Annotated in this window: 18 protein-coding genes and 1 pseudogene; 13 read left to right on the forward strand and 6 right to left on the reverse strand. The window is 73.4% G+C overall.

The genetic code is table 11. From position 1 onward, the window contains the following. The first annotated feature begins 98 nt into the window (after nucleotides 1-98). On the forward strand, nucleotides 99-1205 hold the full coding sequence (gene dapC, locus ACSIH6_RS07655) for a succinyldiaminopimelate transaminase (protein ID WP_435107525.1): 1107 nt from the start codon (nucleotides 99-101) through the stop codon (nucleotides 1203-1205). A gap of 268 nt (nucleotides 1206-1473) precedes the next feature. Here the strand turns inward: dapC and ACSIH6_RS07660 are convergent, their stop codons facing one another. Further along, nucleotides 1474-2355 (reverse strand): hypothetical protein, encoded by an 882-nt coding sequence (locus ACSIH6_RS07660; RefSeq protein WP_435107526.1) that lies wholly within the window; start codon nucleotides 2353-2355, stop codon nucleotides 1474-1476. A 188-nt stretch (nucleotides 2356-2543) separates the two neighbouring features. Here ACSIH6_RS07660 and ACSIH6_RS07665 point away from each other — a divergent pair, with 188 nt between their 5' ends. The 7 genes and pseudogenes from ACSIH6_RS07665 to ACSIH6_RS07695 all read left to right on the forward strand — a co-directional run bounded on the left by ACSIH6_RS07665 (nucleotide 2544) and on the right by ACSIH6_RS07695 (nucleotide 9514). Next, nucleotides 2544-3380 (forward strand): 2,3,4,5-tetrahydropyridine-2,6-dicarboxylate N-succinyltransferase, encoded by an 837-nt coding sequence (locus ACSIH6_RS07665; RefSeq protein ID WP_061082171.1) that lies wholly within the window; start codon nucleotides 2544-2546, stop codon nucleotides 3378-3380. A 202-nt stretch (nucleotides 3381-3582) separates the two neighbouring features. Beyond that, entirely contained in the window at nucleotides 3583-4647 is a 1065-nt protein-coding gene (gene dapE / locus ACSIH6_RS07670) for a succinyl-diaminopimelate desuccinylase (RefSeq protein ID WP_435107527.1), read from the forward strand. Between the two features lie 135 nt (nucleotides 4648-4782). Next, the gene (locus tag ACSIH6_RS07675; RefSeq protein ID WP_082768505.1) at nucleotides 4783-5568 is read left to right on the forward strand and encodes an LOG family protein; all 786 of its coding nucleotides are present in this window, start codon (nucleotides 4783-4785) and stop codon (nucleotides 5566-5568) included. 74 nt (nucleotides 5569-5642) lie between these two features. Beyond that, a pseudogene (locus tag ACSIH6_RS07680) lies at nucleotides 5643-5999 on the forward strand (hypothetical protein); the annotation flags it as partial. Between the two features lie 678 nt (nucleotides 6000-6677). Then, the gene (locus ACSIH6_RS07685) at nucleotides 6678-7274 is read left to right on the forward strand and encodes a hypothetical protein (RefSeq protein WP_435107528.1); all 597 of its coding nucleotides are present in this window, start codon (nucleotides 6678-6680) and stop codon (nucleotides 7272-7274) included. 482 nt (nucleotides 7275-7756) lie between these two features. After that, nucleotides 7757-7924 (forward strand): DUF3117 domain-containing protein, encoded by a 168-nt coding sequence (locus ACSIH6_RS07690; protein WP_013154899.1) that lies wholly within the window; start codon nucleotides 7757-7759, stop codon nucleotides 7922-7924. Nucleotides 7925-8023: 99 nt separating this feature from the next. Then, nucleotides 8024-9514 (forward strand): leucyl aminopeptidase, encoded by a 1491-nt coding sequence (locus ACSIH6_RS07695; protein ID WP_435107529.1) that lies wholly within the window; start codon nucleotides 8024-8026, stop codon nucleotides 9512-9514. Nucleotides 9515-9561: 47 nt separating this feature from the next. Here ACSIH6_RS07695 and ACSIH6_RS07700 read toward each other — a convergent pair whose 3' ends face one another. Next, on the reverse strand, nucleotides 9562-10857 hold the full coding sequence (locus ACSIH6_RS07700) for an MFS transporter (protein WP_435107530.1): 1296 nt from the start codon (nucleotides 10855-10857) through the stop codon (nucleotides 9562-9564). 80 nt (nucleotides 10858-10937) lie between these two features. Continuing rightward, nucleotides 10938-11876, reverse strand: a complete 939-nt coding sequence (locus ACSIH6_RS07705) for an NADP-dependent oxidoreductase (RefSeq protein WP_435107531.1) — start codon at nucleotides 11874-11876, stop codon at nucleotides 10938-10940. A gap of 281 nt (nucleotides 11877-12157) precedes the next feature. Between ACSIH6_RS07705 and soxR the strand changes: the two genes are divergently transcribed. Then, a complete protein-coding gene (gene soxR, locus ACSIH6_RS07710; RefSeq protein ID WP_435107625.1) occupies nucleotides 12158-12598 on the forward strand; it encodes a redox-sensitive transcriptional activator SoxR in 441 nt (146 codons plus the stop codon). A 32-nt stretch (nucleotides 12599-12630) separates the two neighbouring features. Here soxR and ACSIH6_RS07715 read toward each other — a convergent pair whose 3' ends face one another. Together ACSIH6_RS07715 and ACSIH6_RS07720 are read right to left on the reverse strand one after the other, a co-directional pair. Continuing rightward, nucleotides 12631-13644, reverse strand: coding sequence for a GNAT family N-acetyltransferase (locus tag ACSIH6_RS07715; RefSeq protein ID WP_435107532.1), 1014 nt, complete (start codon nucleotides 13642-13644; stop codon nucleotides 12631-12633). A gap of 31 nt (nucleotides 13645-13675) precedes the next feature. Next, on the reverse strand, nucleotides 13676-14263 hold the full coding sequence (locus ACSIH6_RS07720) for an O-methyltransferase (RefSeq protein ID WP_435107533.1): 588 nt from the start codon (nucleotides 14261-14263) through the stop codon (nucleotides 13676-13678). 314 nt (nucleotides 14264-14577) lie between these two features. Between ACSIH6_RS07720 and sigE the strand changes: the two genes are divergently transcribed. The 4 genes from sigE (at nucleotide 14578) to ACSIH6_RS07740 (ending at nucleotide 18951) form a co-directional block, all read left to right on the forward strand. After that, the gene (gene sigE / locus ACSIH6_RS07725) at nucleotides 14578-15192 is read left to right on the forward strand and encodes an RNA polymerase sigma factor SigE (RefSeq protein ID WP_165435966.1); all 615 of its coding nucleotides are present in this window, start codon (nucleotides 14578-14580) and stop codon (nucleotides 15190-15192) included. 2 nt (nucleotides 15193-15194) lie between these two features. Next, nucleotides 15195-15890 (forward strand): anti-sigma factor family protein, encoded by a 696-nt coding sequence (locus tag ACSIH6_RS07730; RefSeq protein WP_435107534.1) that lies wholly within the window; start codon nucleotides 15195-15197, stop codon nucleotides 15888-15890. Beyond that, nucleotides 15887-16987: a transcriptional regulator gene (locus ACSIH6_RS07735; protein WP_435107535.1), complete on the forward strand. Its 1101-nt coding sequence runs from the start codon at nucleotides 15887-15889 to the stop codon at nucleotides 16985-16987. The genes ACSIH6_RS07730 and ACSIH6_RS07735 overlap by 4 nt, the downstream gene beginning before the upstream one ends. Nucleotides 16988-17889: 902 nt before the next feature. After that, nucleotides 17890-18951 carry a S1C family serine protease gene (locus ACSIH6_RS07740; RefSeq protein ID WP_435107626.1) on the forward strand — a complete coding sequence of 354 codons (1062 nt, stop codon included), beginning with the start codon at nucleotides 17890-17892 and terminating at the stop codon, nucleotides 18949-18951. A gap of 181 nt (nucleotides 18952-19132) precedes the next feature. Here the strand turns inward: ACSIH6_RS07740 and ACSIH6_RS07745 are convergent, their stop codons facing one another. Beyond that, nucleotides 19133-20272: an Mrp/NBP35 family ATP-binding protein gene (locus ACSIH6_RS07745; RefSeq protein ID WP_435107536.1), complete on the reverse strand. Its 1140-nt coding sequence runs from the start codon at nucleotides 20270-20272 to the stop codon at nucleotides 19133-19135. Nucleotides 20273-20701 lie beyond the last annotated feature (429 nt).

A 20701-nucleotide genomic window follows, 5' to 3' on the forward strand; every position in this document is an offset into this window, starting at 1 on the left:
CGCACCGACCCCCGTGACGGGGGTCGGCGCGATTCCTGTGTGACGTGTGGTCCCGTGTGACCTGTGGCAACAGACCCGACCTGGATGGAGTAAGTGCGATGGCCGAGCGGCGACCCGTGGCGAAGCGGCTCCCGACCTTCCCGTGGGACCGGCTGGCGCCGTACAAGCACGGGGCCGCCGAGCACCCCGACGGTATCGTCGACCTGTCCGTCGGCACCCCCGTCGACCCGGTGCCCGCCCTCCTGCGCAAGGCCCTCGCCGACGCCGCCGACGCGCCCGGCTACCCCCAGACCTGGGGCACGCCCGCGCTGCGCGCCTCCGTCGCGGGCTGGCTGGAGCGCCGTCACGGCGTGCGCGTGGCGGAGGGCGCGGTCCTGCCCACCGTGGGCTCCAAGGAACTCGTGGCCTGGCTGCCCACGCTCCTGGGCCTGGGTGCGGGCGACACGGTCGTCCACCCCGAACTGGCCTACCCCACCTACGACATCGGCGCGCGCGTGGCCGGGGCCACCCCGGTGGCCTCCGACGGCCTGACCTCGCTCGGCCCCGCCCCCGTCGGACTGGTGTGGGTGAACTCGCCGAGCAACCCGACCGGCCGGGTCCTGGGCACCGCGCACCTGCGCAAGGTGGTGGAGTGGGCCCGCGAGCGCGGCGCGATCGTGGCCTCCGACGAGTGCTACCTCGACCTGGGCTGGGACGGCGCCGAACCGGTGTCCATCCTGCACCCGGACGTGTGCGGCGGCTCCCACGACAACCTGCTGGCCGTGCACTCGCTGTCCAAGCGCTCCAACCTGGCCGGGTACCGCGCGGCCTTCGTCACCGGGGACCCCGCGCTGGTCGAGGAGCTGCTGGCGGTGCGCAAGCACGCCGGGATGATCGTCCCCGCGCCCGTCCAGGCGGCCATGCGCGCCGCCCTGGACGACGACGCGCACGCCGCCGAGCAGAAGGAGCGCTACCGCTCCCGCCGCGCCAGGCTGCGCGAGGCCCTGGAGGGCGCGGGCTGGCGCATCGAGCACTCCGACGCCGGGCTGTACCTGTGGGCCAGCCACCCCGACCACGACGCCTGGGGCGCGGTGGCCCACCTCGCCGAGCGCGGTGTGCTGGTCGCCCCCGGGGACTTCTACGGCCAGGCGGGCGCCGGGCACGTGCGCGTGGCGTTCACCGCCACCGACGAGCGGGTCGAGGCCGCGGCCAAGCGCCTGGCCTGAGGCGGGGGCCGCCGTCCGGGCGGCCCCTCCGCCGGTCGTCCACAGGCGGACGGAGGCGGTGGCCGCCGAGTGCCGGAGCGTGGTCCCCTTGTCGTATCGGGGGCCCACCTCCCCTGGTGCCATGTGGCGTGCCCGCCCGTCCGGGAGCACGGGACCACCGGCGTGGGGCCGGTTCCCGAGCCGGTCAGCGAACCGGTACGGAAGCGGACCCGCGAACCGGTCCGGGCCACCGGATCACTCCAGTGCCCGGGCCGCTCCAAAGCCCGGGTCATTCCAGGACCAGGCCGCCCCCGGTGTCGCCCCCGCCGGCCGCCGCCCATTCCTCGGCGTCGTCCGTGCCGTCCGAGGCCCGCCACCGCTGGCCGTCGTAGGACACCGACGTCAGCCCGTACTCCTCGGCGTGGGCCACCGCCCACAGGGCCATCGACCAGCCCAGGTCGCCGGTCCGCGGCTCCTCGTCCCCGTCCAGCGGCAGGTCCGCCGGGTCGGTGCCGAACACCCGCTCCATCTCCTCCAGGGCGGCGTCGGTGTCCGCGTCCCCGGACCGCAGGTCCTCCAGGCCCTCGGCGCCGTACCAGCACGTCAGCGCGGCCCCCTGCGTGCCGGTGAAGACCTCGGCCATCCGCGTGGACAGGCGCTCGTGCTGGTCGTAGGCGTAGCCGTCGGCGCTGCGCTGCACCGCCTGGGCCGCCTCGTAGACCGGGATGGACCTCCAGCCCTCCACCTCCACCAGCTCCTCGTAGAACGAGCTGCTGGCGTACACCGGGTCGAGGATCTGCTCCGGGTCGCCCCACTCCTGCGAGGGCCGTTGCTGGAACAGCCCCAGGGAGTCCCGGTCGCCGTACTCCACGTTGTGGAACGCCGACTCCTGCCACACCGTCGCGAAGGCGATCGTCACGGCCTCCGGGGGCAGGTCCCGGCCGAACGCCACGCCTCCCACGGTGGCCGCGCTCGCGGCCTGCGCGCCCTCCATCGAGTACCGGCCGTCGGACAGCGTCAGGCGGCAGCCGGGCTCGGGCGGGGGAGTGGTGTCGATCGGCTCGAACGTGGTCAGCACGTAGTAGGCCCCGGCGACGAGCGTGCCGCAGACGAGGACCAGGGAGAGCAGGATCTTGACGAAGGCGGAGAGCCTCCGGCGCTTACTGGGCACGGGCGAACCAAGGGTCGGCGACAGGTGGGCGCGCCGCACCGGGAGGGGGCGTCGCGCGGGGGCGCACGCGGCGCCACGGCCGCATTGTAGCCGCCGCCACGGCGGGGGGCGGGCCGTGCGCGGAGGTGACGGCCGCCTCGGGGAGGGGGTGCCCCCGCACCCGGCGCGAGCGGCTAACGTGTGTGCACATGACCAGCTCGTACTCCAGCCCGCTGCCCGACCGGATCGACGAACTCTGGGAGAGCCGCGCCGAGCTCACGCCCGGCCACACCGAGGCCCGTGAGACCATCATCGGCGCGATCGACCAGATCGACGAGGGCAAGGCCCGCGTGGCCTTCGTCGACCCCTCCACCGACGAGGTCGTGGTCGACGAGCGCGCCAAGCGCTCCATCCTCCTCGGCTTCAAGGTCCTGGAGATGAAGGAGTCGCACGTCGGCGACTTCTACCACCACGACCGCATGCCGCTCAAGACCCGCTTCGACGGCGTCCGCGTCGTCGCCGGGGCGATCGCCCGCTGGGGCTCCTACCTCGCCCCCGGCGTCGTCCTGATGCCGTCCTTCACCAACATCGGCGCCCACGTCGGCTCCGGCACCATGGTCGACACCTGGGCCACGGTCGGCTCCTGCGCCCAGGTCGGCGAGAACGTCCACCTGTCCGGCGGCGTCGGCGTCGGCGGCGTCCTCGAACCGCCGCAGGCCTCCCCGGTGGTCATCGAGGACGACGCCTTCCTCGGCTCCCGCAGCATGGTCGTCGAGGGCGCACGCGTGCGCAAGGGCGCCAAGCTCGGCGCGGGCACCATCCTCACCTCCTCCACCCGCGTGTTCGACGCCGAGACCGGCGAGGAGCTCCCGCGCGGCGAGGCCCCGGCCTGGTCGGTGTGCGTCACCGCCAACCGCGCCAAGAGCTTCCCCGGCGGCGACTTCGGCATGCCGGTGCTGCTCGTGCTCAAGCGCCTGAAGGAGGGGCAGGAGCACGACAAGCTCGCGCTCAACGACCTGCTCCGCGAGCACGGCGTCAACGCCTGACCCGTCCGCACCTCCTCCGGGGCGTCCTTCCGCGCAGGGAGGGCGCCCCGGCCGTGTTCCCGGGGCGAGTTCGGGTTGAGCCCCCGGCTGCTCCAGACTGGGGGCGGCAGCTACCCCAGACCGGGGGCGCTGCTATGTCGGAGCGGGGATGCGGATCCCCCCGGCTCAACGGCTACCCAATCTCACCGAAACGGGGCGACACATGCTGGACCTGACCTCGGACGCCGCGGCCCTGACCGCAGCCCTCGTGGACATCCGATCCGAGAGCGGCGACGAGAAGGTCCTCGCCGACGCCGTCGAGGGCGCCCTGTCGGCCCTGCCCCACCTGCGCGTCAGCCGCGACGGCGACGCCGTCGTCGCCCGCACGGACCTGGGCCGTCCCCGCCGCGTCGTCATCGCCGGACACATCGACACCGTCCCCATCGTCGACAACGTGCCCTCCCGCGTCGTCGGCGACCGCCTCTACGGGTGCGGCACCTCGGACATGAAGGCCGGTGTCGCCGTCCAGCTCAAGCTGGCGGCCCTGGTCACCGAGCCTGTGCACGACGTCACCTACGTCTTCTACGACAACGAGGAGGTCGACGCCTCCCGCAACGGCCTGCTCCGCGTGGCCCGCGACCACCCCGAGTGGCTGGCGGGGGACTTCGCGGTCCTCATGGAGCCCACCGACGGCGTCATCGAGGGCGGCTGCCAGGGCACCATGCGCGTGGAGGTCACCACCCGGGGCAAGCGCGCCCACAGTGCCCGCTCGTGGATGGGTGTGAACGCCATCCACGGCGCCGGAGCCGTCCTGGACGTCCTGCGCGCCTACACCCCGCGCGAACCCGAGGTGGAGGGGCTGCGCTTCCACGAGGGCCTCAACGCCGTGGCCATCGAGGGCGGGGTCGCGGGCAACGTCATCCCCGACGCGTGCGTGGTCAGGGTCAACTACCGCTTCGCCCCCGACCTGTCCGTCGCCGACGCCGAGGCGCACCTGCGCGAGGTCTTCGACGGGTTCGAGGTCGCGGTGGTCGACGCCGCGGCCCCCGCCCGGCCCGGGTTGGACGAGCCCTCGGCCGCGGCGTTCGTCACCGCGGTGGGGGAGGGCAGCGCCCGCGCCAAGCTCGGCTGGACCGACGTCTCCCGCTTCTCCGAGCTGGGCGTGCCCGCCGTCAACTACGGCCCCGGCGACCCGACGCTCGCCCACACCAAGGACGAGTACGCCGAGATCCCCCGGATCCACGAGGCCAAGGAGCGCATGGTCGCCTGGTTGTCGGGCACCCGCTGAACCCCGCCGCGCCCCGGTCGGCGGGTCCGTGACCAGCCCGGACACCGGCCGGGGCGGCGAAAAGGCCGTTTGTGGCCACCCCGGTGAAACGTGTGATTCACGTGTGAGCCGGTCCCACGCGGATAGCTTTACGTCATGACGGAAGAAGAAGAGACCGTACGACGCGCAGGGCCCCTCACCTACCGGGGCGACTCCATCCCCAACACCACCACCGACCAGCGCCTCCTCGACCAGCGGGGCCCCACGGACTGGGTGCACACCGACCCGTGGCGGGTGCTGCGCATCCAGTCGGAGTTCGTGGAGGGCTTCGGCCTGCTCTCGGAGCTGCCCTCGGCGGTGAGCGTGTTCGGATCGGCCCGCCTGCGGCCCGGGAACCGCTACTACGACATCGGCGTCCAGATGGGCGCCAAGCTGGCGGAGGCCGGGTACGCCACCATCACCGGTGGCGGGCCGGGGATGATGGAGGCGGTCAACAAGGGCGCCCAGCAGGCGGGCGGGCTGTCCGTCGGGCTCGGCATCGAGCTGCCGTTCGAGCAGACGCTCAACGACTACGTCGACATCGGGGTGACCTTCCGGTACTTCTTCGTCCGCAAGACGATGTTCGTGAAGTACTCCCAGGCGTTCGTGGTCCTGCCCGGGGGCTTCGGCACCCTGGACGAGCTGTTCGAGGCGGCCACCCTCGTGCAGACCAACAAGGTCACCCGTTTCCCGATCGTGCTGGTCGGCACCGAGTTCTGGGGCGGGATGCGGGACTGGATCCGTTCCAGCCTCATGGAGAACCAGCTCATCAAGTCGCACGACATGGAGCTGGTCCAGGTGACCGACGACCTCGACGAGGTGGTCGACATCATCCGCAAGTCCCACCTGGACATCACCCGTCAGCACGAGCAGTCGGAGGAGCACCCCGGCCCGGAACAGTAGGGGCCCGCGGCCGGTGGACGGCAGCGGCGAACGGCAGGGGCGGTGGGGGAGCGGCGTGTGGCACGATCGTGTCCGTGCCTGTTCTCATCATGGTCCTCGTCGCCGCCGCCGCGCTCGCCGTCCTCGTGGGCGTCGTCTACATCGTGCTGGGCAAGGGTGGCCAGCTCGCCCGCTTCGAGGCCGACCACCCCCCGCTCGCCCTGCCCGAAGACCGGCCCGTCAAGGCGTTCGACCTGGGCCGCCTGATGCTGCCCCTGGCCATGTGGGGCTACCACGTGCGCGCCGTGGACGAGTTGCTGCTGCGCCTCACCGCCACGCTGCGCGAGCGCGAGGAGCACATCCAGGACCTGGAGTGGCGCCTGTCGCGCCTGGACCCCTCCTACGTTCCGGAGGGCACCGGACCGATCCCCGGGGCGCACCTGCCCGGTGACGCCTACGCCCCCGAGCAGAGCGCGCGCGGCCCCGCCGGGGCCGGGAGCACCGCGGTCGGGGGTTTCGGGAGCGGTGCCTTCCGGCCCGGGGCCGTGGCCGGACCGGCGGGCTCCACCGCCTGGAGTCCCGCACCCGCCGGGGCCACGGGGACCACCGCGCCCACCGAGGTCATCGAGGGCTCCGAGGTCGCGGAGAAGCCGGAGACCGAGGAGAAGCCGGAGAACGCGGAGAACGCCGCGCGTTCGGAGGGCTCCGGGAGCCCTGAGCCCGCCCGGAACCCCGAGCCCGACCGGAGTTCGGAGTCCACCCGGAGTTGCGAGCCCGACCGGAGTTCCGGGGGAGCGGAGGGTTCCGACGGGACCGGGACACCCGGGGACCCGACGGCCACCGGGGCCGGGCAGCGCCCCGAGGCGGCGGGAGGCTCCGGGGCCGCGGACGTCTCCGGCGGCTCCCCGTCCCCCGGTGACGAACACTGACCCCGCACCCAAACCTGTGACGCGGGCCACGTCCGGCGGTGCCTTCCTGACCTGGTGTTCGCCCTTCCCTATGCCGTGCATCACAGCCCCCGCGCGGTTATCGGGCGAAACCCGCGGGTTCCGGTGCTCTATCCTCGGTCGCTGTATCCGCGTTCCCCCCGCTCCGCCGGAGCGGGTGCATCACCGTTGAGGATGGCGAGGATGGACACAGCAGCCGAACTGGAGTCGGGAGCCGACGACCGGCGCGAAGGGCCCGCTTCCTCCGTGACAGCCGCCTCCCCCGTGCAACAGCTGTCCCTGTGGCCGCCGCCCAGGTCGACCCGGCACAGCGGCAGGCGCCGCCGCCAGTTCACCGTTCTGGGCGCGGTCGCGCTGGCCGTCCTCCTGGTCGGCGGAGGGGCCACGGCGTGGGCCCTGCTGGCCGACGGCGAGGAGGCACCGCAGGAGGCCGCGGCCCCGGCGGAGGAGTTCGTCGGCGCCTGGGCGGGCGAGATGGTCCAGGTGAACACCGAGGGCCAGCACGTCGCCGACTGGCACGCCGAGGTGCGGATCGAGGAGGGCGCCGAGCGCGGCAGCACCGCCTGGACGACCTTCACCTGCTCGGGGACGCTCGTGCTGTCCGCGGGTGACAACGACCGGCGCGTCTACGCCTACACCGAGACCGCCGACCCCGAGGACCGCTGCGTCGACGAGGCCGAGCTGACCCTGTCGCCCGTCGCGGACGGCGGACTGAGGGCGGAGTGGTCCTCGATCACCGACGAGGGCACCCGGATGACATCGACGGGTCCTCTGAGCTGATCCGGTCGTCCGGATCACCGTCCGATCCGGGCGCTGGTCCGACCGCCGGGAGGCGCTACCGTCCCGGAGTCGTCCGACCGCGGCCTCCGGGGAGGCGGGTTCCTGTTGGGGGCGAAACCCCAGTTCGGAGTTGTTGTTCAGGTGTCGCCGGACTTTCGGGTCCGGCCCGCCGCCCCGGGTGCGGGCCCGCGCGGAGCCCTGTGCGCTCACCAGGTTTCGGCCAGTACCGATATAACCTTACTGACCGACGTTTCCTCGTTGGTGGAAACCGCCGGAGGCGGTCCGGCCGCTGTCTGGCGCACACACGGGGGCCAACCTCCGAGATAATGGTCGAAGAGTGATTCACGTCCCCTAAGCCACACGGGCGCGAGTCACGCGGAACCGGCCCACGGCTCCGGAGCCGAGACGACCCAAGCGGATCGGCGCCGGTGCTGTGGGTCGGCCCCGGTCACCCGCGAGGAACACCTAGAAAGGGGAATGGCATGGCGGCGATGAAGCCGAGGACCAGCGACGGGCCGATGGAGGTCACCAAGGAGGGTCGCGGCATCATCATGCGGGTCCCGTTGGAGGGGGGCGGACGCCTGGTCGTCGAGCTGACGCCGGCCGAGGCGACCGAACTCCGGGACGCGCTCAAGGGTGTCGTCGGCTAGGTCCGACACCACGTTCTTCCCTCCCCCACCCGGGCAGGAACGCCCGACGACCCCCCGAGGTCGTAGACCCCCATGACAGCGAACGATTGTGAGCGGCCTGTGCCATTCGCCACGGAGATCCAGCCCCGTTCGGGGAGCCTCGCCGAATCCACCGCGGACCTGCTGGTCCTTCCCGTCCTCTCGGGAGACGGCGGACCCGCGGAGGTCGAAGGGGTCGCCGAGGGCGGCCTGACACAGGTGCTTCCGGCTCCGCTCACCGATCTGTTCGCGCACTACTCGCTCGCCGGGAAACCCGGTGAGCTGGCCCAGTTCCCGGTGCCCCGGGACCAGGGGCTGGTACGGCTGGCCCTTCTGGGGGTCGGTTCGGGTTCCCCCGACGACCTCCGGAAGGCCGGCGCAGCCCTGTCCCGGGCCGCCCGGGGAAGAGAACGGGTCGCCCTGGCCTGGCCGGGGGGCGGCGGCGACGCCGCCACCGCCTTCGCCGAGGGCGCCCTCCTGGCCTCCTACACCTTCAGCCTCAAGACCGCCGAACCCCCGGCGGACAGGTGCCCCGCCCCGGTGATCGAGGTGGTGGACCCGGGCGCCGGGGACCTCGCCGACGCACTGGAGCGCGGTACCCGGCTGGCCGCGGCCACCGCCCTGGCCCGCGACCTCATCAACACCCCGTCCCTGACCAAGGACCCCGAGTGGATGGCCGCCCGCGCGCGCGAGGTCGCCGCCGACTCCGGCCTCCAGGTGCGGGTCTGGGACGAGCGGGAGTTGGAGGACGGGGGCTTCGGAGCCATCCTCGGCGTCGGCCGGGGCTCCTCGCGCCCCCCGCGGCTGGTCCAGCTCTCCTACACCCCCGACGACCCCGCCGCGCACGTGGTGCTGGTCGGCAAGGGCATCACCTTCGACACCGGCGGCCTCTCGCTCAAGCCCAACGACAACATGTCGCTGATGAAGACCGACATGAGCGGTTCGGCGGTCGTGCTCGCCGTGCTGTCCGCCCTGTCGGCCGTGGGCGCCTCGGTGCGGGTGACCGGCCTGCTGGCGCTGGCCGAGAACGCCTTCGGCGGCGACGCCACCCGCATCGGCGACGTGCTCACCACCTACGGCGGCACGACCGTCGAGGTGCTCAACTCCGACGCCGAGGGCCGCCTGGTCCTGGCCGACGCCATGGGCTACGCGGTCGCCGAGCTGGCCCCGGACGTGCTCGTGGACGTGGCCACCCTCACCGGCGCGGCCAAGGTCGCGCTCGGTACGGGCATGGGCGCCCTGTACAGCACCGACGACGCGCTGGCCGCCGAGATCGAGACCGCCGGTCAGGCCTCCGGCGAGCCGCTGTGGCGCATGCCGCTGACCGAGGAGTACGTCGAGACCACCAAGTCCCGGGTGGCGGACCTGGCCAACATCGGGACCCGCCGCGACTTCGGCCCGGCGGGCGCCACCGACGCCGCGCTGTTCCTGCGCGAGTTCACCGGCGGCCTGCCCTGGGCCCACCTGGACATCGCGGGCCCCGGCCGGTCGACCAAGGAGAGCGGCCTGCTCAGCAAGGGCGGCACCGCCTTCGCCACGCGCACCCTGCTGCGCTGGCTCGCCGAGCGGTAGTCGAGCCGAGGAGACCCCGGCCGCACGGACGCGGCCGGGGTCGGCGTTCATACGGGCACTCCTTCGCTGCCGGTCCCTCCGGCTCGGCTGAGCGCGCTCGCGACGACCAGGGCCGCCAACCCCGCACCGGCGGCGAGCGCGAAGACACCCGGATACCCCGCCAACAGTTCCGCGGAGAGCACGGCCCCGGCGACGCCGAGCAGGGCGGACGTGCTCAGCGAGTCGAAGACCTGGAGCGCCGAGCTGTTGCCACCCTGCTCGTCGGGGGCGGACAGGGACAGCACCGTCGACGAGATCCGCGGGTACGCGATTCCCATGCCCGTCCCCATCAGGACGCACCCGAGGGCGACGCCCGCGAGGGGAAGCACCCCCCCGACGAGTCCCAGCACCGCGACCGGTCCACACAGGACGAGCACGGCCGCGGGCCACAGGGGGAACGGCCGGTCGCTCGCGCCCTTGTCGCGCCGCCCCTGCACCCAGGCCCCCAACGCCCAACCGAAGGCACCGACCGCCACGATGAGTCCGGAGAGGGTGGGCGAGTGGCCGAGGCCGTGCTGGAGGTGGAGGGCGAGGTAGACGTCGGTGACCGTGACGGTTCCGCCCAGGAGGCCGCGCAGGGCGACCCACCGGGGGATGCCCGCTCGCGCGCGGAGCGTGCCCCTCGGTGCCAGGCGGGCCGCCGCCACCACCAGCACGACCACGCTGAGTGCGGTGCCCACCAGGAGTTCCGGCAGTGGCCACTGCCCGGCGACGTGCAGTCCCACCACGGACGCCATGGCGGCGACGGACCAGAGCGCACGTCGGTCCAGAAGGCGTCCGGGGGCGGGGTCGGACGGGAGCCGCCGCGCGGGTCCGGCCAGCATGAGCAGGGACGCGGCCGCCCCCGCCAGGACCAGGGCGAACACCGCACGCCAGTGCAGCGCCTCGACCAGGACCCCGGTGAGCAGTGGCCCGGCGACCGAGGGCAGCAGCCACGCGGCGGTGAGCAGGCCGAACACGCGAGGCCGCAGCTCCTCGGGGACGCCGCGCGCGATGATCACGTACAGGACCACGGAGTCGATCCCCCCGCCGACGCCCTGGAGCATGCGGCCGAGCACGAAGACCCCGATGTCGGGGGCCGCGACGCACAGCCCGATGCCGACCAGGAAGGCCAGTCCCCCGAAGAACAGGGGCTGTGCGGGCCCGCGCCGGTCCGCCCAGCCTCCGCCGACGGTCATGCCGATCAGCCCGGTGGTCAGGGTGGCGGCGAAGGCCAGGGCGTACCACCGGTCGGCGGACAGGTCCCGGACGACCACGGGCAGGGCGGTGGTGACGGCGAAGGACTCGAAGGCGATACAGGTCATCAGCCCCAGCACACCGACCAGTAGGGACCGGGTCCCCGGTGCCCACAGGCGGACCCGGGAAGGCGACGGACGTGTCCCGGTCATGTGAGCGTCGCCTCGTCCCCGACCACCAGGGCGATCTTGCCCCGGCCGTGTCCGGTCTCCACGTCCCGGTGCGCGTCCGCCGCCCCGGAGAGGGGAAGCGTGCGGCGGACGGTGACGTGGAGCCTTCCCCCGGCGCACAGGTCGAGGAGCTCCCGCAGGCGCGCCGCCGACCGGTCGCTCCGGATCCACCGGCAGCCCAGGTCCTGGACGAGGCCCATGTCGACGATCGTGCCGACCCTGTCACGGTCGGAGACCAGGCGTACGGCGGTCCGGAGGTTGTCGTGGCCGGCGGTGTCGAAGGCCGCGTCGACGCCCTCGGGGGCGGCCTCCCGAACGCGGTCGAGTTGGCCGTCGCCGTACTCGACGGCGACGGCGCCCAGGGAGCGCACGTACTCCAGGTTGGCCGCGCTCGCGGTGCCGACCACCCGTGCGCCGCGCTCGACCGCCAGCTGGACGGCCATCGAACCCACCCCGCCCGCCGCGCCGTGGACCAGCAGGGTCTCCCCGCGCGCCACACGCAGGAGTTCGAGCGCGGTGTGCGCGGTCTGCCCCGAGGCGGACAGGGCACCGGCGACCGGCCAGGGGACCCCCGCGGGCTTGTGCGCGATCTGGTCCGCGGGCACGGCGACGTACTCGGCGTAGCAGCCGAGGACCCGGAACCCCGCCACCTCGTCGCCGGGGGCGAAGCCGTCAGCATCGGGGCCCACCTCCTCGACCACGCCCGCGAACTCGTTGCCGAGGATCTGGGGGAACCCGATCACGGCGCCCGGGGGTACCCACCCGCCCCGGATCGCGGCGTCGGTGGGCTGCACGCCCGCCGCACGGACGCGCACCAGCACCTCGCCGGGTCCCGCGGCCGGGCGGGGGAGGTCCCGCTCGGTGAGCAGGTCCGCGGGTCCGAAGCGGTCGATCGCGGCGGCTCTCATCGTGGTCATCGGATGGCCTCCCCGGCGCCCAGGAACGCTCCCTCCGGACCCGCGGGTTCCAACAGGAAGCTCCGGTGCTCCACCACGGCCTTCCGACCGAGGCGGTTCAGCGCGGACCGGAGCCGCCGGTGTCCCATCCAGCGCCACGGGCACCGGATATCCGCCCACACGGTGATCGTCGTCGTCACGTTCGCTCGCTCTCTCTTGCGCGATCGGTACGGCGCCCAGCAGGCTTCATCAAGTGGACTTGATGTCAAGTCGTCGACGGAGAGGTGGGGTGGGCGCCACAACTGGACCCCGATCTGCTGTGGCTCAAACCGGGCCAGGTCGCGGAGCGGGCGGGGGTCGCCGTGTCGGCGCTGCACTACTACGAGAGCCTCGGACTGATCCGCAGTCGGCGCACGGCCGGGAACCGCCGCGAGTACCGGCGGGACACGCTGCGGACCATCGCGTTCATCCGCACGGCCCAACGACTCGGCGTCTCGCTGAGCCGGATCAGGGAGGCCCTGGACCAGCTCCCGGAGGAAGGGCTGCCGACCAAGCGGGACTGGGCCCGGATCTCGCGGCAGTGGTACGACGAACTGACCGAGCGGATCGAGGAGCTCACCGCCCTGCGAGACCGGTTCTCCAACTGCATCGGCTGCGGATGCCTGTCGCTGACCGCGTGTCCCTACTCGAACCCGGACGACGTCCTGGGCCGGGAGGGGGCGGGCGCACGCCGCTTCCCGTGACGGTCAGGGAGCCGCCTCGGCGAGGAGGGGCCTCACCCCGGCAGGACGCGCTGGAACTCGTGGAGGCGCTCCACCGGGCGAAAGCCCAGGCGCAGGTTGACCCCGCGCATGGGGGCGTTCTCCGGGGCGTTCCAGGTGCGGACCTGGACCCGCTCGGGGAACTCCGCGGCCAGCACCTCCAGGTTGCGCAGCTTCAGCGCCGAGCCCAGGCGGTTGCCCCGGTGCTCGGGCGCCACCAGGGTGTCCTCCTGGTAGGCGGCGCCCTCCCCCTCGGGCAGGGCGATCTCGCTGTACCCGGCCAGGCCGCCGGTGGAGGCCCGGGCCGCGCAGACGAGCGTGCGGTACCGCTGGGCGCGGCGGCGGTCCTCCTGGTCACGGACGCGCGCGGGGTCCCAGAGCCCGCGCTCGAAGGCCATCTCCCCGAGCGGGACGTCGGCCTGCATCCGCGTGCGCAGCCGCGCGTAGTCGGCCAGCAGCTCCTCGGGGCACGCGTCCGTCCAGGTCAGCAGCTCGTAGCGGGATCCGAGGGAGAGCACGTCGGCGCCGACCTCCTCCCGGACCCGCGCGGACAACGGGAGTTCCAGGACGTAGTAGTCCTCCTCGTGGACCGTCCCGAATCCGCGCGCGAGCGCGAAGCGGACGCCGGGCCAGTCCTCGAAGGAGCGGTCCGGGGGCAGCTGGACCTCGCCCAGCACGGTCGTGCGCCCCTCGTCGGTCAGGACGCGCTCCGCGTGCTCCAGGAGGCGGCTCCCGTGGCCCCGGCGCCGCACCCCGACGGGCACGTTGACGTCCGCCTCGGCCAGGTGCAGGTTGTCCCGGTCGCCGAACTCCAGCAGGAGCGCGCCCACGACCCCGCCGTCCTCCCCGTGGGCCGCGTAGGCCAGGGCCCGCCGTTCGCCCCCGTGTCCGCAGAGCACCGCGCGCAGGGAGTCCGGGTGCGGGAGTGGGACCACTCCGGGGTCACGGTCGGCGAGCGCGGCCGCGCGCACGGCCGCGTACCAGGCGTCGAAGGCGGCGGGGTCCGTGCTGTCGATGCGGCTGATCACCGTCGGTCGGGTCCTTTCCGTGGAGGGCGCCCTACCGGATGGCGGCCAGCAGCCCCTCGCCCACCGGCATCAGCATGGGGATGAACTCCTCCCCCTCCCGCACCCGGCGGATCACCTCGCGCACGGCGGTCTCGCGGGGGTCGGGCACGCGCAGCGGGCCGTCCGGCTCGCTGGAGGCCACCATGGCGCCGTTGAACACCACCATCCCGCCCCGGCGCAGCAGGCGCAGCGCCTCGTCCATGTACAGGGGGTAGGACACCGTGTCGGCGTCCACGAACACCAGGTCGTACCCGCCGTCGGTCAGCCTCGGCAGTACCTCCAGGGCCGTCCCGCGGATCAGGCGGGCCCGGCCGGGGCCGAAACCCGCGCGGGAGTACGCCGAGCGCGCGTAGTCCTGGTAGGCGGCGTTGGTGTCCACCGTGGTCAGGATCCCGTCCGGGGTCATCCCCCGCAGCAGCCAGATTCCCGACACCCCGCACCCGGTGCCGATCTCCACCACGGAGCGGGCGCCGATGGAGGCGGCCAGGAAGCGCAGGGCCGTACCCGTCGCCGCGTCCACCGGCGGGGCCGACGACCGACCCCCCGCCTCGTAGGCGTCCGCCAGCGGCTCGTCCTCCATGGCGTCCTGCTCGAACCGGGACTGCTCGGCGCGGACCCAGGTGATCCGGGCCGCGGTCTCCTCCGGGCTGGCGATAACGGCCTCCCACAGCGTTCACGTGTCTGGTGGGGCTCTGACCAGGAGATGGTCACCCAACGTAGAATGTCGGTCGCGGCCAGGTCATGTCCCTGGCAAAAGACTAGCCTGAACCGGACCGAACTCCGAGCGTTGCGGCGGGAACTTAATCCACGTCTCCCGGCGTTGAAACGGGATGAACGTACGTTGATCGCCACGAAGCAAACTCCCCCCGACCAACCTGGCGGCGAATCGACGGGATGAAGGGAGCAGCGGTGCCAGAGTCCGGCCCTGCCGTGGAATTCGAGGCATGGGAACCCCCGAGCTGGGACGAGGTCGTGCGGACCCACTCTCCGCGCGTGTACCGGCTCGCCTACCGGCTGACCGGCAACAAGCACGACGCCGAGGACCTCACGCAGGAGGTCTTCATCCGGGTCTTCCGCTCGCTGGCCAACTACACGCCCGGCACCTTCGAGGGGTGGCTGCACCGCATCACCACCAACCTCTTCCTCGACATGGCCCGGCGCCGGGCCCGCATCCGCTTCGAGGGCCTGGCCGAGAACGCCGACGAGCGCCTGGAGGGCCGTGAGCCCTCTCCCGCGCAGCGCTACGACGACCGGCACTTCGACGCCGACATCCAGTCCGCCCTGGACGCGCTGCCCGCCGAGTTCCGCGCCCCGGTCGTCCTGTGCGACATCGAAGGACTCTCCTACGAGGAGATCGCGGCGACGCTCGACGTCAAGCTCGGCACCGTCCGCAGCCGGATCCACCGGGGCCGCGCCCAGCTGCGCCGGGCCCTGGAGCACCGGCGGTCCCTGGCCGCCGACAACGAGGCGCGCAGCGGCGGAAACGTCATCAACGGGGAGGCGGAGTGAGTATGAACCACCTCGGAGAGCGGCTCTCCGCGCTCATCGACGGCGAGCTCGGCCCGGTCGACCACGAGAGCGCCCTCATCCACCTGGCCAAGTGCGAGTCGTGCCGCTTCGAGGCCGACATGATGCGCCGCCTCAAGCGCCGCCTGCACGGCCTGTGCGAGCCCGAGCCCGACATGGACTTCATGGGGCGGCTCACCAGCCTGTCCCGCGACCACGGGCCCTCGGACCGGGGGCCCTCCGGGCCCTCCGTCGGCGGGAACGGCTTCGGCAGCAGCCCGCCCCTGGGCTCCTCCCGTCCCCTGGGGGGCTTCCCCGGCGGCGCCCTGGCCACCGCGCCCCCGGTCCCGGGGGGCACACCGCCCGCCACGGGCACCGGGGCACCCGCCACGGGCGGCCCGGACGCCTCCCGGCCGGAGCGCGCCGCGGGGTCCGAGCGCCGACGCCGCGGTGACCGCCTCGCGGACCTGTTCCCGACCTTTCCCGGCGGCCGCTACGCCGTCGCGGGCTTCGCCGTGGCCACGGCCCTGCTCGGCAGCGCGTTCGTGGCCGGGGGCGACACCGAGGAGACGCCCGTGGTCGAGCCCCGCCTGGCCGACTACGCGGTCGAGCACGCGCTGACCAGCCGCAACATCCCGGTGGTCGACGCACGGCCCACCGCCGCCGAAGCCCCCCACGGCCCCACCGAAACCACCCGGTGAGCGCGGAGGAACCCTCCTCCGCGAACTCCGCCCCGGTCACGATCCTCGTCGTGGCACTGCTGTGCGCCCTGCTGCTCACGGCCGCCGCGCACCCCCATCCCACCGCGGTCCCGGCCGAGGGAGGCGACGACGGGATGTCGGTGCTGCACCGCGCCGCCGCCGCGGAGGACGAGGTCGCCTACTCGGCCGTGCGCGAGATCACCGGACCGGAGGACGCCGAGGGCACGGAAGGCACGCAGGGAACGCAGGCCGCGGAGGGCCGTGCGCTGCGCGTGCGCGTGGTGAGCAGGCCCGGCGACGGCATCGCCCTGGCCCCCGTCGGCGACGAGGAGTCCGCCCTCGTGGTGGACGCCTCCTCGGCCCTGGAGTCGCTGGACGACCGCCTGCTCAGCATGCTCGGCGACACCTACGCCGTCTCGGACGCGGGCCCCACCCGCCTGGACGGCCGGGAGGCCCGCCTGGTGGAGGCCAGACGCGCCGACGACACCGTCGCCGGGCGGTTCTGGGTGGACACCGCCACCGGCCTGCTCCTGGGCAGGACCGTCTACGGGACCGACGGCGAGCAGGCGCTCGGCTTCCGTCTCACCGGGCTCGAACTGGGGGAGGAGGACTGGCCGGAGGAGGCGCTCGGCGACTCCCCCTGGAGCGACACCCTCACCGGGACCGAGCGCGCCGACCTGCGCGCGAAGGAGTGGCCCCTCCCTGAGTACCTGGCCTGGAACCTGCGGCTGGTCGACGCCCGGTCCACCGAGCACGGCGGGCACCGCGTCGTACACGCCGTCTACTCGGACGGTCTGTCCCAGGTGTCGGTTTTCACCCAACGTGGGAAGCTGGACAGCAAGCATTCCCCCACAGACCCGACCGGATACGCCGGAACCGGGACGGGGGGAAGCGGCGTCACACCACAACACGGCACGATCTTCGGCGGAGACGCGGGTCAGTACCAGAGCATGTGGCAGGCGAACGGCTTCGTCTACACGGTGCTCGCGGACGCCCCCGCGGGGCTGGCCTCGTCCGCCGTGACCGCGCTGCCCGGGCCGGGTTCGGGTTTCTGGGCCCGGGTGCACCGCGGTCTGTCCCGGCTGGGGTTCCTCTAGGACCCCGGCCGGTCCCGTGCCGTCCCACAGCCGAGCGACTTACGGAGCAGGTCTTGAGCGAGGAAAACGGCCGCCCGGAACACGGGGGAGAGCCCGGCCGGGCGACCCCGCCGCGCGGTGGAACACCCCCTGAGCGCGCCGCGCCCGGTCCGGCGAGCGCGCCGGACGGGGCACCCGCGGAGCGCCCCCGGTGGCCCGCCCGGGCCGCCGGAACGCCGCTGACACCCTCCAGGAACACCTCTGCGGACCAGGGGGGCGACCCCGCGCCCCCGCGTCACCCCGGGCCGGTTCCGCAGTCCGGACAGGGAGTCCCCGGCGCGCAGGCCGCCACCATCCAGCCTCCCGGTAGTGGAGACCCCATGAACCCCACCCCTGACCCCGGACCGGGCGAGCAGCCCGGCACCCCCCGACCCGACCGTGTGAGCGGAGGCTTCTCCGGTCCCGGCAATCCCTCCGGTCCCACCGCCTACACCAACTCCGGCAACCCCGCTGGCTCCGGTGATCCCTCTGGCCCCACCACCTACGGTAGTTCCGCCGCCCACCCCGGTTCCGGTGACCCCTCGGGCCCCACCACCTACACCAACTTCGCCAATCCCTCCGGTCCCGCCTACTCCGGTCCCGGCAGCCCCTCCGGTTACGCCGCCCCCTCGGGCCCCGGCAACCCCATGAACCCCGGTGCCTCCTCGGTTCCCGGACAGCACACCGGCCCCACAGGCCAGTCGGCCGCCCACGGTGGCTACGCGGCGGCATTCCAGGCGGGGCACGCCGCCCCCGCGAACCAGCCCGGCGCCCCCGGCCCGGGCTCCCCGGCGCCCGGTGTCACCGGGCCCCACGCGACCGGCCCCTACGCCGCCCCGCAACCCCCCGCGCCCAGGCGGCCACGGCGCGGCGTCCCGGTGTGGATGGTGCTGTCGGGCATGCTCGTCGTCGCGCTCATCGCCGGAGGCGCCGGCGGTGTCGCGGGCACCCTCCTCGGCGGCTCCTCCGGTGACGAGGCGGCGCAGGAGGAGGGCCCGGTCATGAACGAGCCGCCGCCCGAGGCCCCCCAGCGCGACCCCGACACCATCGCCGGTGTGGCCCAGCGGGTCAGCCCGAGCGTGGTGTTCATCCGCAGCGCCGACCCCAGCGTCCCGAGCAGCGGCTCCGGGTTCGTCATCGACGGGAACCACGTGGTGACCAACGACCACGTCTCCGCCGGTCTGGAGGCGGACGGCATCGTCGTGGAGTACAGCGACGGCAGCCTCTCCGACGCCTCCGTGGTCGGCTCCGACCCCAGCTCCGACCTCGCGGTGCTGTCGCTGGACGACCCGATCGACGTCGAACCGCTCCAGTTCGGCGACTCCGAGCAGGTCATCGTCGGCGACGAGGTGATCGCCATCGGCGCGCCCCTGGGCTTCTCCGGAACCGTCACACAGGGCATCATCAGCGCCGTCAACCGCCCGGTCAGCTCCGGCGAGGGCGAGAACGCCAGCCGTTTCTACGCACTCCAGACCGACGCCGCCATCAACCCGGGCAACTCCGGCGGCCCGCTGGTGGACCTGGAGGGCCGGGTCATCGGGGTCAACTCGATGATCGTCACCATGGGCTACATGGGGGAGCCCACGGGCAACATCGGCCTGGGCTTCGCGATCCCGTCGGCGGAGGTCGAACGCGTCGTCAACCGCCTCATCGAGTACGGCGAGACCAGCTACGCCGACATCGGGGCCGAGATCGACCTGGACAGCCCGGTCGCGGGCGCGGTCATCGCCGACGGCGGGAACGCGGTGGAGAGCGGCGGTCCGGCCGACGCGGCGGGGCTGGAGCCGGGCGACGTCATCCTCTCCCTGGACGGACGCCCGGTGAACTCGGGCCAGGAGCTGCTCGCCATGCTGCGCAGCCGCAGTCCGGGTGACGAGGTCGAGGTCGAGTACGACCGCGACGGCCAGCGCGAGACCGTCACGGTCACGCTGGGCTCGTCGGACTGACCGACCCGGCCTGACTACCCCGGACCGGCCGTCCCGGACACACGCGAGGCCCCCGAGCACGGAGCTCGGGGGCCTCGTTCTCACCCGGGGCCGCAGCTCCGGAAGAGGTGTCGTCCGGGTGCCCGCGCCGCGGGCGTCCGGACACGGGCCACGGCGAAGCGCGGACCCGAGGAGGTACCGCCTAGCGGCCCGCCGGGGAGATGCCCAGCTGCATACCGGCCAGCCCGCGGGGCTTGCCGACCAGGGTGTCGGCGATCGAGGTGATCACCCTGCTGGCCTCGGCCTCGGGCTCGGTCAGCACCAGGGGCTTGCCCTCGTCGCCGCCCTCGCGCAGCCGGGTGTCCAGCGGCACCTGGCCCAGCAGCGGGATGTCCGTGCCCAGCGTCCGGGTGAGGGCGTCGGCGACCGTGCGGCCGCCGCCCTCACCGAACAGGTGGACCGGCTCCCCGCCGTCCGGCGGCAGGTAGTACGACATGTTCTCGATCACGCCCGCGATCCGCTGGTGGGTCTGGGCCGTGATGGCGCCCGCGCGCTCGGCGACCTCGGCGGCGGCCTGCTGCGGGGTGGTCACCACGAGCAGCTCCGCGTTGGGCAGCAGCTGCGCGGTGGAGATGGCGATGTCACCGGTGCCCGGGGGCAGGTCCATCAGCAGCACGTCCAGGTCGCCCCAGAACACGTCCGACAGGAACTGCTGGAGGGCGCGGTGCAGCATCGGGCCCCGCCACACCACAGGCTGGTTGCCCTGCGTGAACATGCCGACCGAGATGACCTTGATGCCATGCGCTGTGGGCGGCAGGATCATGTCCTCGACCTTGGTCGGGTAGTCCGACGCGCCGAGCATGCGGGGCACCGAGTGGCCGTAGATGTCGGCGTCCACGACGCCGACCTTGTGGCCCTGGGCGGCCATGGCCGCGGCCAGGTTCACGGTGACGGAGGACTTGCCGACACCGCCCTTGCCGGAGGCGACGGCGAAGACACGGGTGAGCGAGTTCGGCTTGGCGAAGGGGATCTCCTTCTCCGCCTGGCCGCCGCGCAGCTTGGTCTGGAGTTCCTTGCGCTGCTCGTCGCTCATCACGTCGAGCTCGACGCGCACGGAGGTGACCCCGGCGACCTTGGTCACCGCAGCGGTCACGTCCTTCTCGATACGGCCCTTCATCGGGCATCCGGCCACCGTGAGGTAGATGCCGACGCTCACGGTACCGTCGTCGGCGATGTCGACGCTCTTGACCATGCCGAGATCGGTGATGGGGCGGTGGATCTCCGGGTCTTGCACCGTGGCCAGGGCTGTGTGCACCTGCTCGGTGGATGGTGTGGAGGACATGTGCTCAATCGTAGGTCAGCGGGATGGGACGGCGGCCTGCCGGATCGCTCCCGCGGGCCATCTCCTTCAACGAGGGGGCCGCGCCGGGCATTCCGTGTCCCCGTGGACCCACGCCGTGCGGCCGCCGCCACGGCGGCGCGCCAGGGGCCCGTGGAAGGACCGGGGGAGGGGCCACGGGGAAGGGTGTGAGGGATGTCGCGGGGAGGACGGGGTGCGGGGGGCGCCGTCCGACACCGTGCGCACCACCCTGTGCGTGCCGTGACCAGGCGATAACGGCGTGGCCTTAACGCTGGCAATACATGCCCGGATAGTAGTCTCGGCGCACGATGGGAAATGTGCCGCCACCGCCTGGTTCGTCCTGGCCCGCCGCGCCTGAGGGGCCGGAGGGGCGGGCTGCCGGAGCCTACACACAGGAGCAGACCTGGGCGG

Source organism: Nocardiopsis synnemataformans (assembly GCF_965343085.1).
Lineage (GTDB): Bacteria > Actinomycetota > Actinomycetes > Streptosporangiales > Streptosporangiaceae > Nocardiopsis > Nocardiopsis alborubida.

Bases quoted from the DNA above. Each gene is read 5' to 3' on its own strand.
- dapC (WP_435107525.1), top strand. From the start codon at position 99: ATGGCCGAGCGGCGACCCGTGGCGAAGCGGCTCCCGACCTTCCCGTGG.
- ACSIH6_RS07665 (WP_061082171.1), top strand. From the start codon at position 2,544: ATGACCAGCTCGTACTCCAGCCCGCTGCCCGACCGGATCGACGAACTC.
- dapE (WP_435107527.1), top strand. From the start codon at position 3,583: ATGCTGGACCTGACCTCGGACGCCGCGGCCCTGACCGCAGCCCTCGTG.
- ACSIH6_RS07675 (WP_082768505.1), top strand. From the start codon at position 4,783: ATGACGGAAGAAGAAGAGACCGTACGACGCGCAGGGCCCCTCACCTAC.
- ACSIH6_RS07685 (WP_435107528.1), top strand. From the start codon at position 6,678: ATGGACACAGCAGCCGAACTGGAGTCGGGAGCCGACGACCGGCGCGAA.
- ACSIH6_RS07690 (WP_013154899.1), top strand. From the start codon at position 7,757: ATGGCGGCGATGAAGCCGAGGACCAGCGACGGGCCGATGGAGGTCACC.
- ACSIH6_RS07700 (WP_435107530.1), bottom strand. From the start codon at position 10,857: ATGACCTGTATCGCCTTCGAGTCCTTCGCCGTCACCACCGCCCTGCCC.
- ACSIH6_RS07705 (WP_435107531.1), bottom strand. From the start codon at position 11,876: ATGACCACGATGAGAGCCGCCGCGATCGACCGCTTCGGACCCGCGGAC.
- ACSIH6_RS07720 (WP_435107533.1), bottom strand. From the start codon at position 14,263: ATGGAGGACGAGCCGCTGGCGGACGCCTACGAGGCGGGGGGTCGGTCG.
- sigE (WP_165435966.1), top strand. From the start codon at position 14,578: ATGAAGGGAGCAGCGGTGCCAGAGTCCGGCCCTGCCGTGGAATTCGAG.
- ACSIH6_RS07730 (WP_435107534.1), top strand. From the start codon at position 15,195: ATGAACCACCTCGGAGAGCGGCTCTCCGCGCTCATCGACGGCGAGCTC.
- ACSIH6_RS07740 (WP_435107626.1), top strand. From the start codon at position 17,890: ATGGTGCTGTCGGGCATGCTCGTCGTCGCGCTCATCGCCGGAGGCGCC.
- ACSIH6_RS07745 (WP_435107536.1), bottom strand. From the start codon at position 20,272: ATGTCCTCCACACCATCCACCGAGCAGGTGCACACAGCCCTGGCCACG.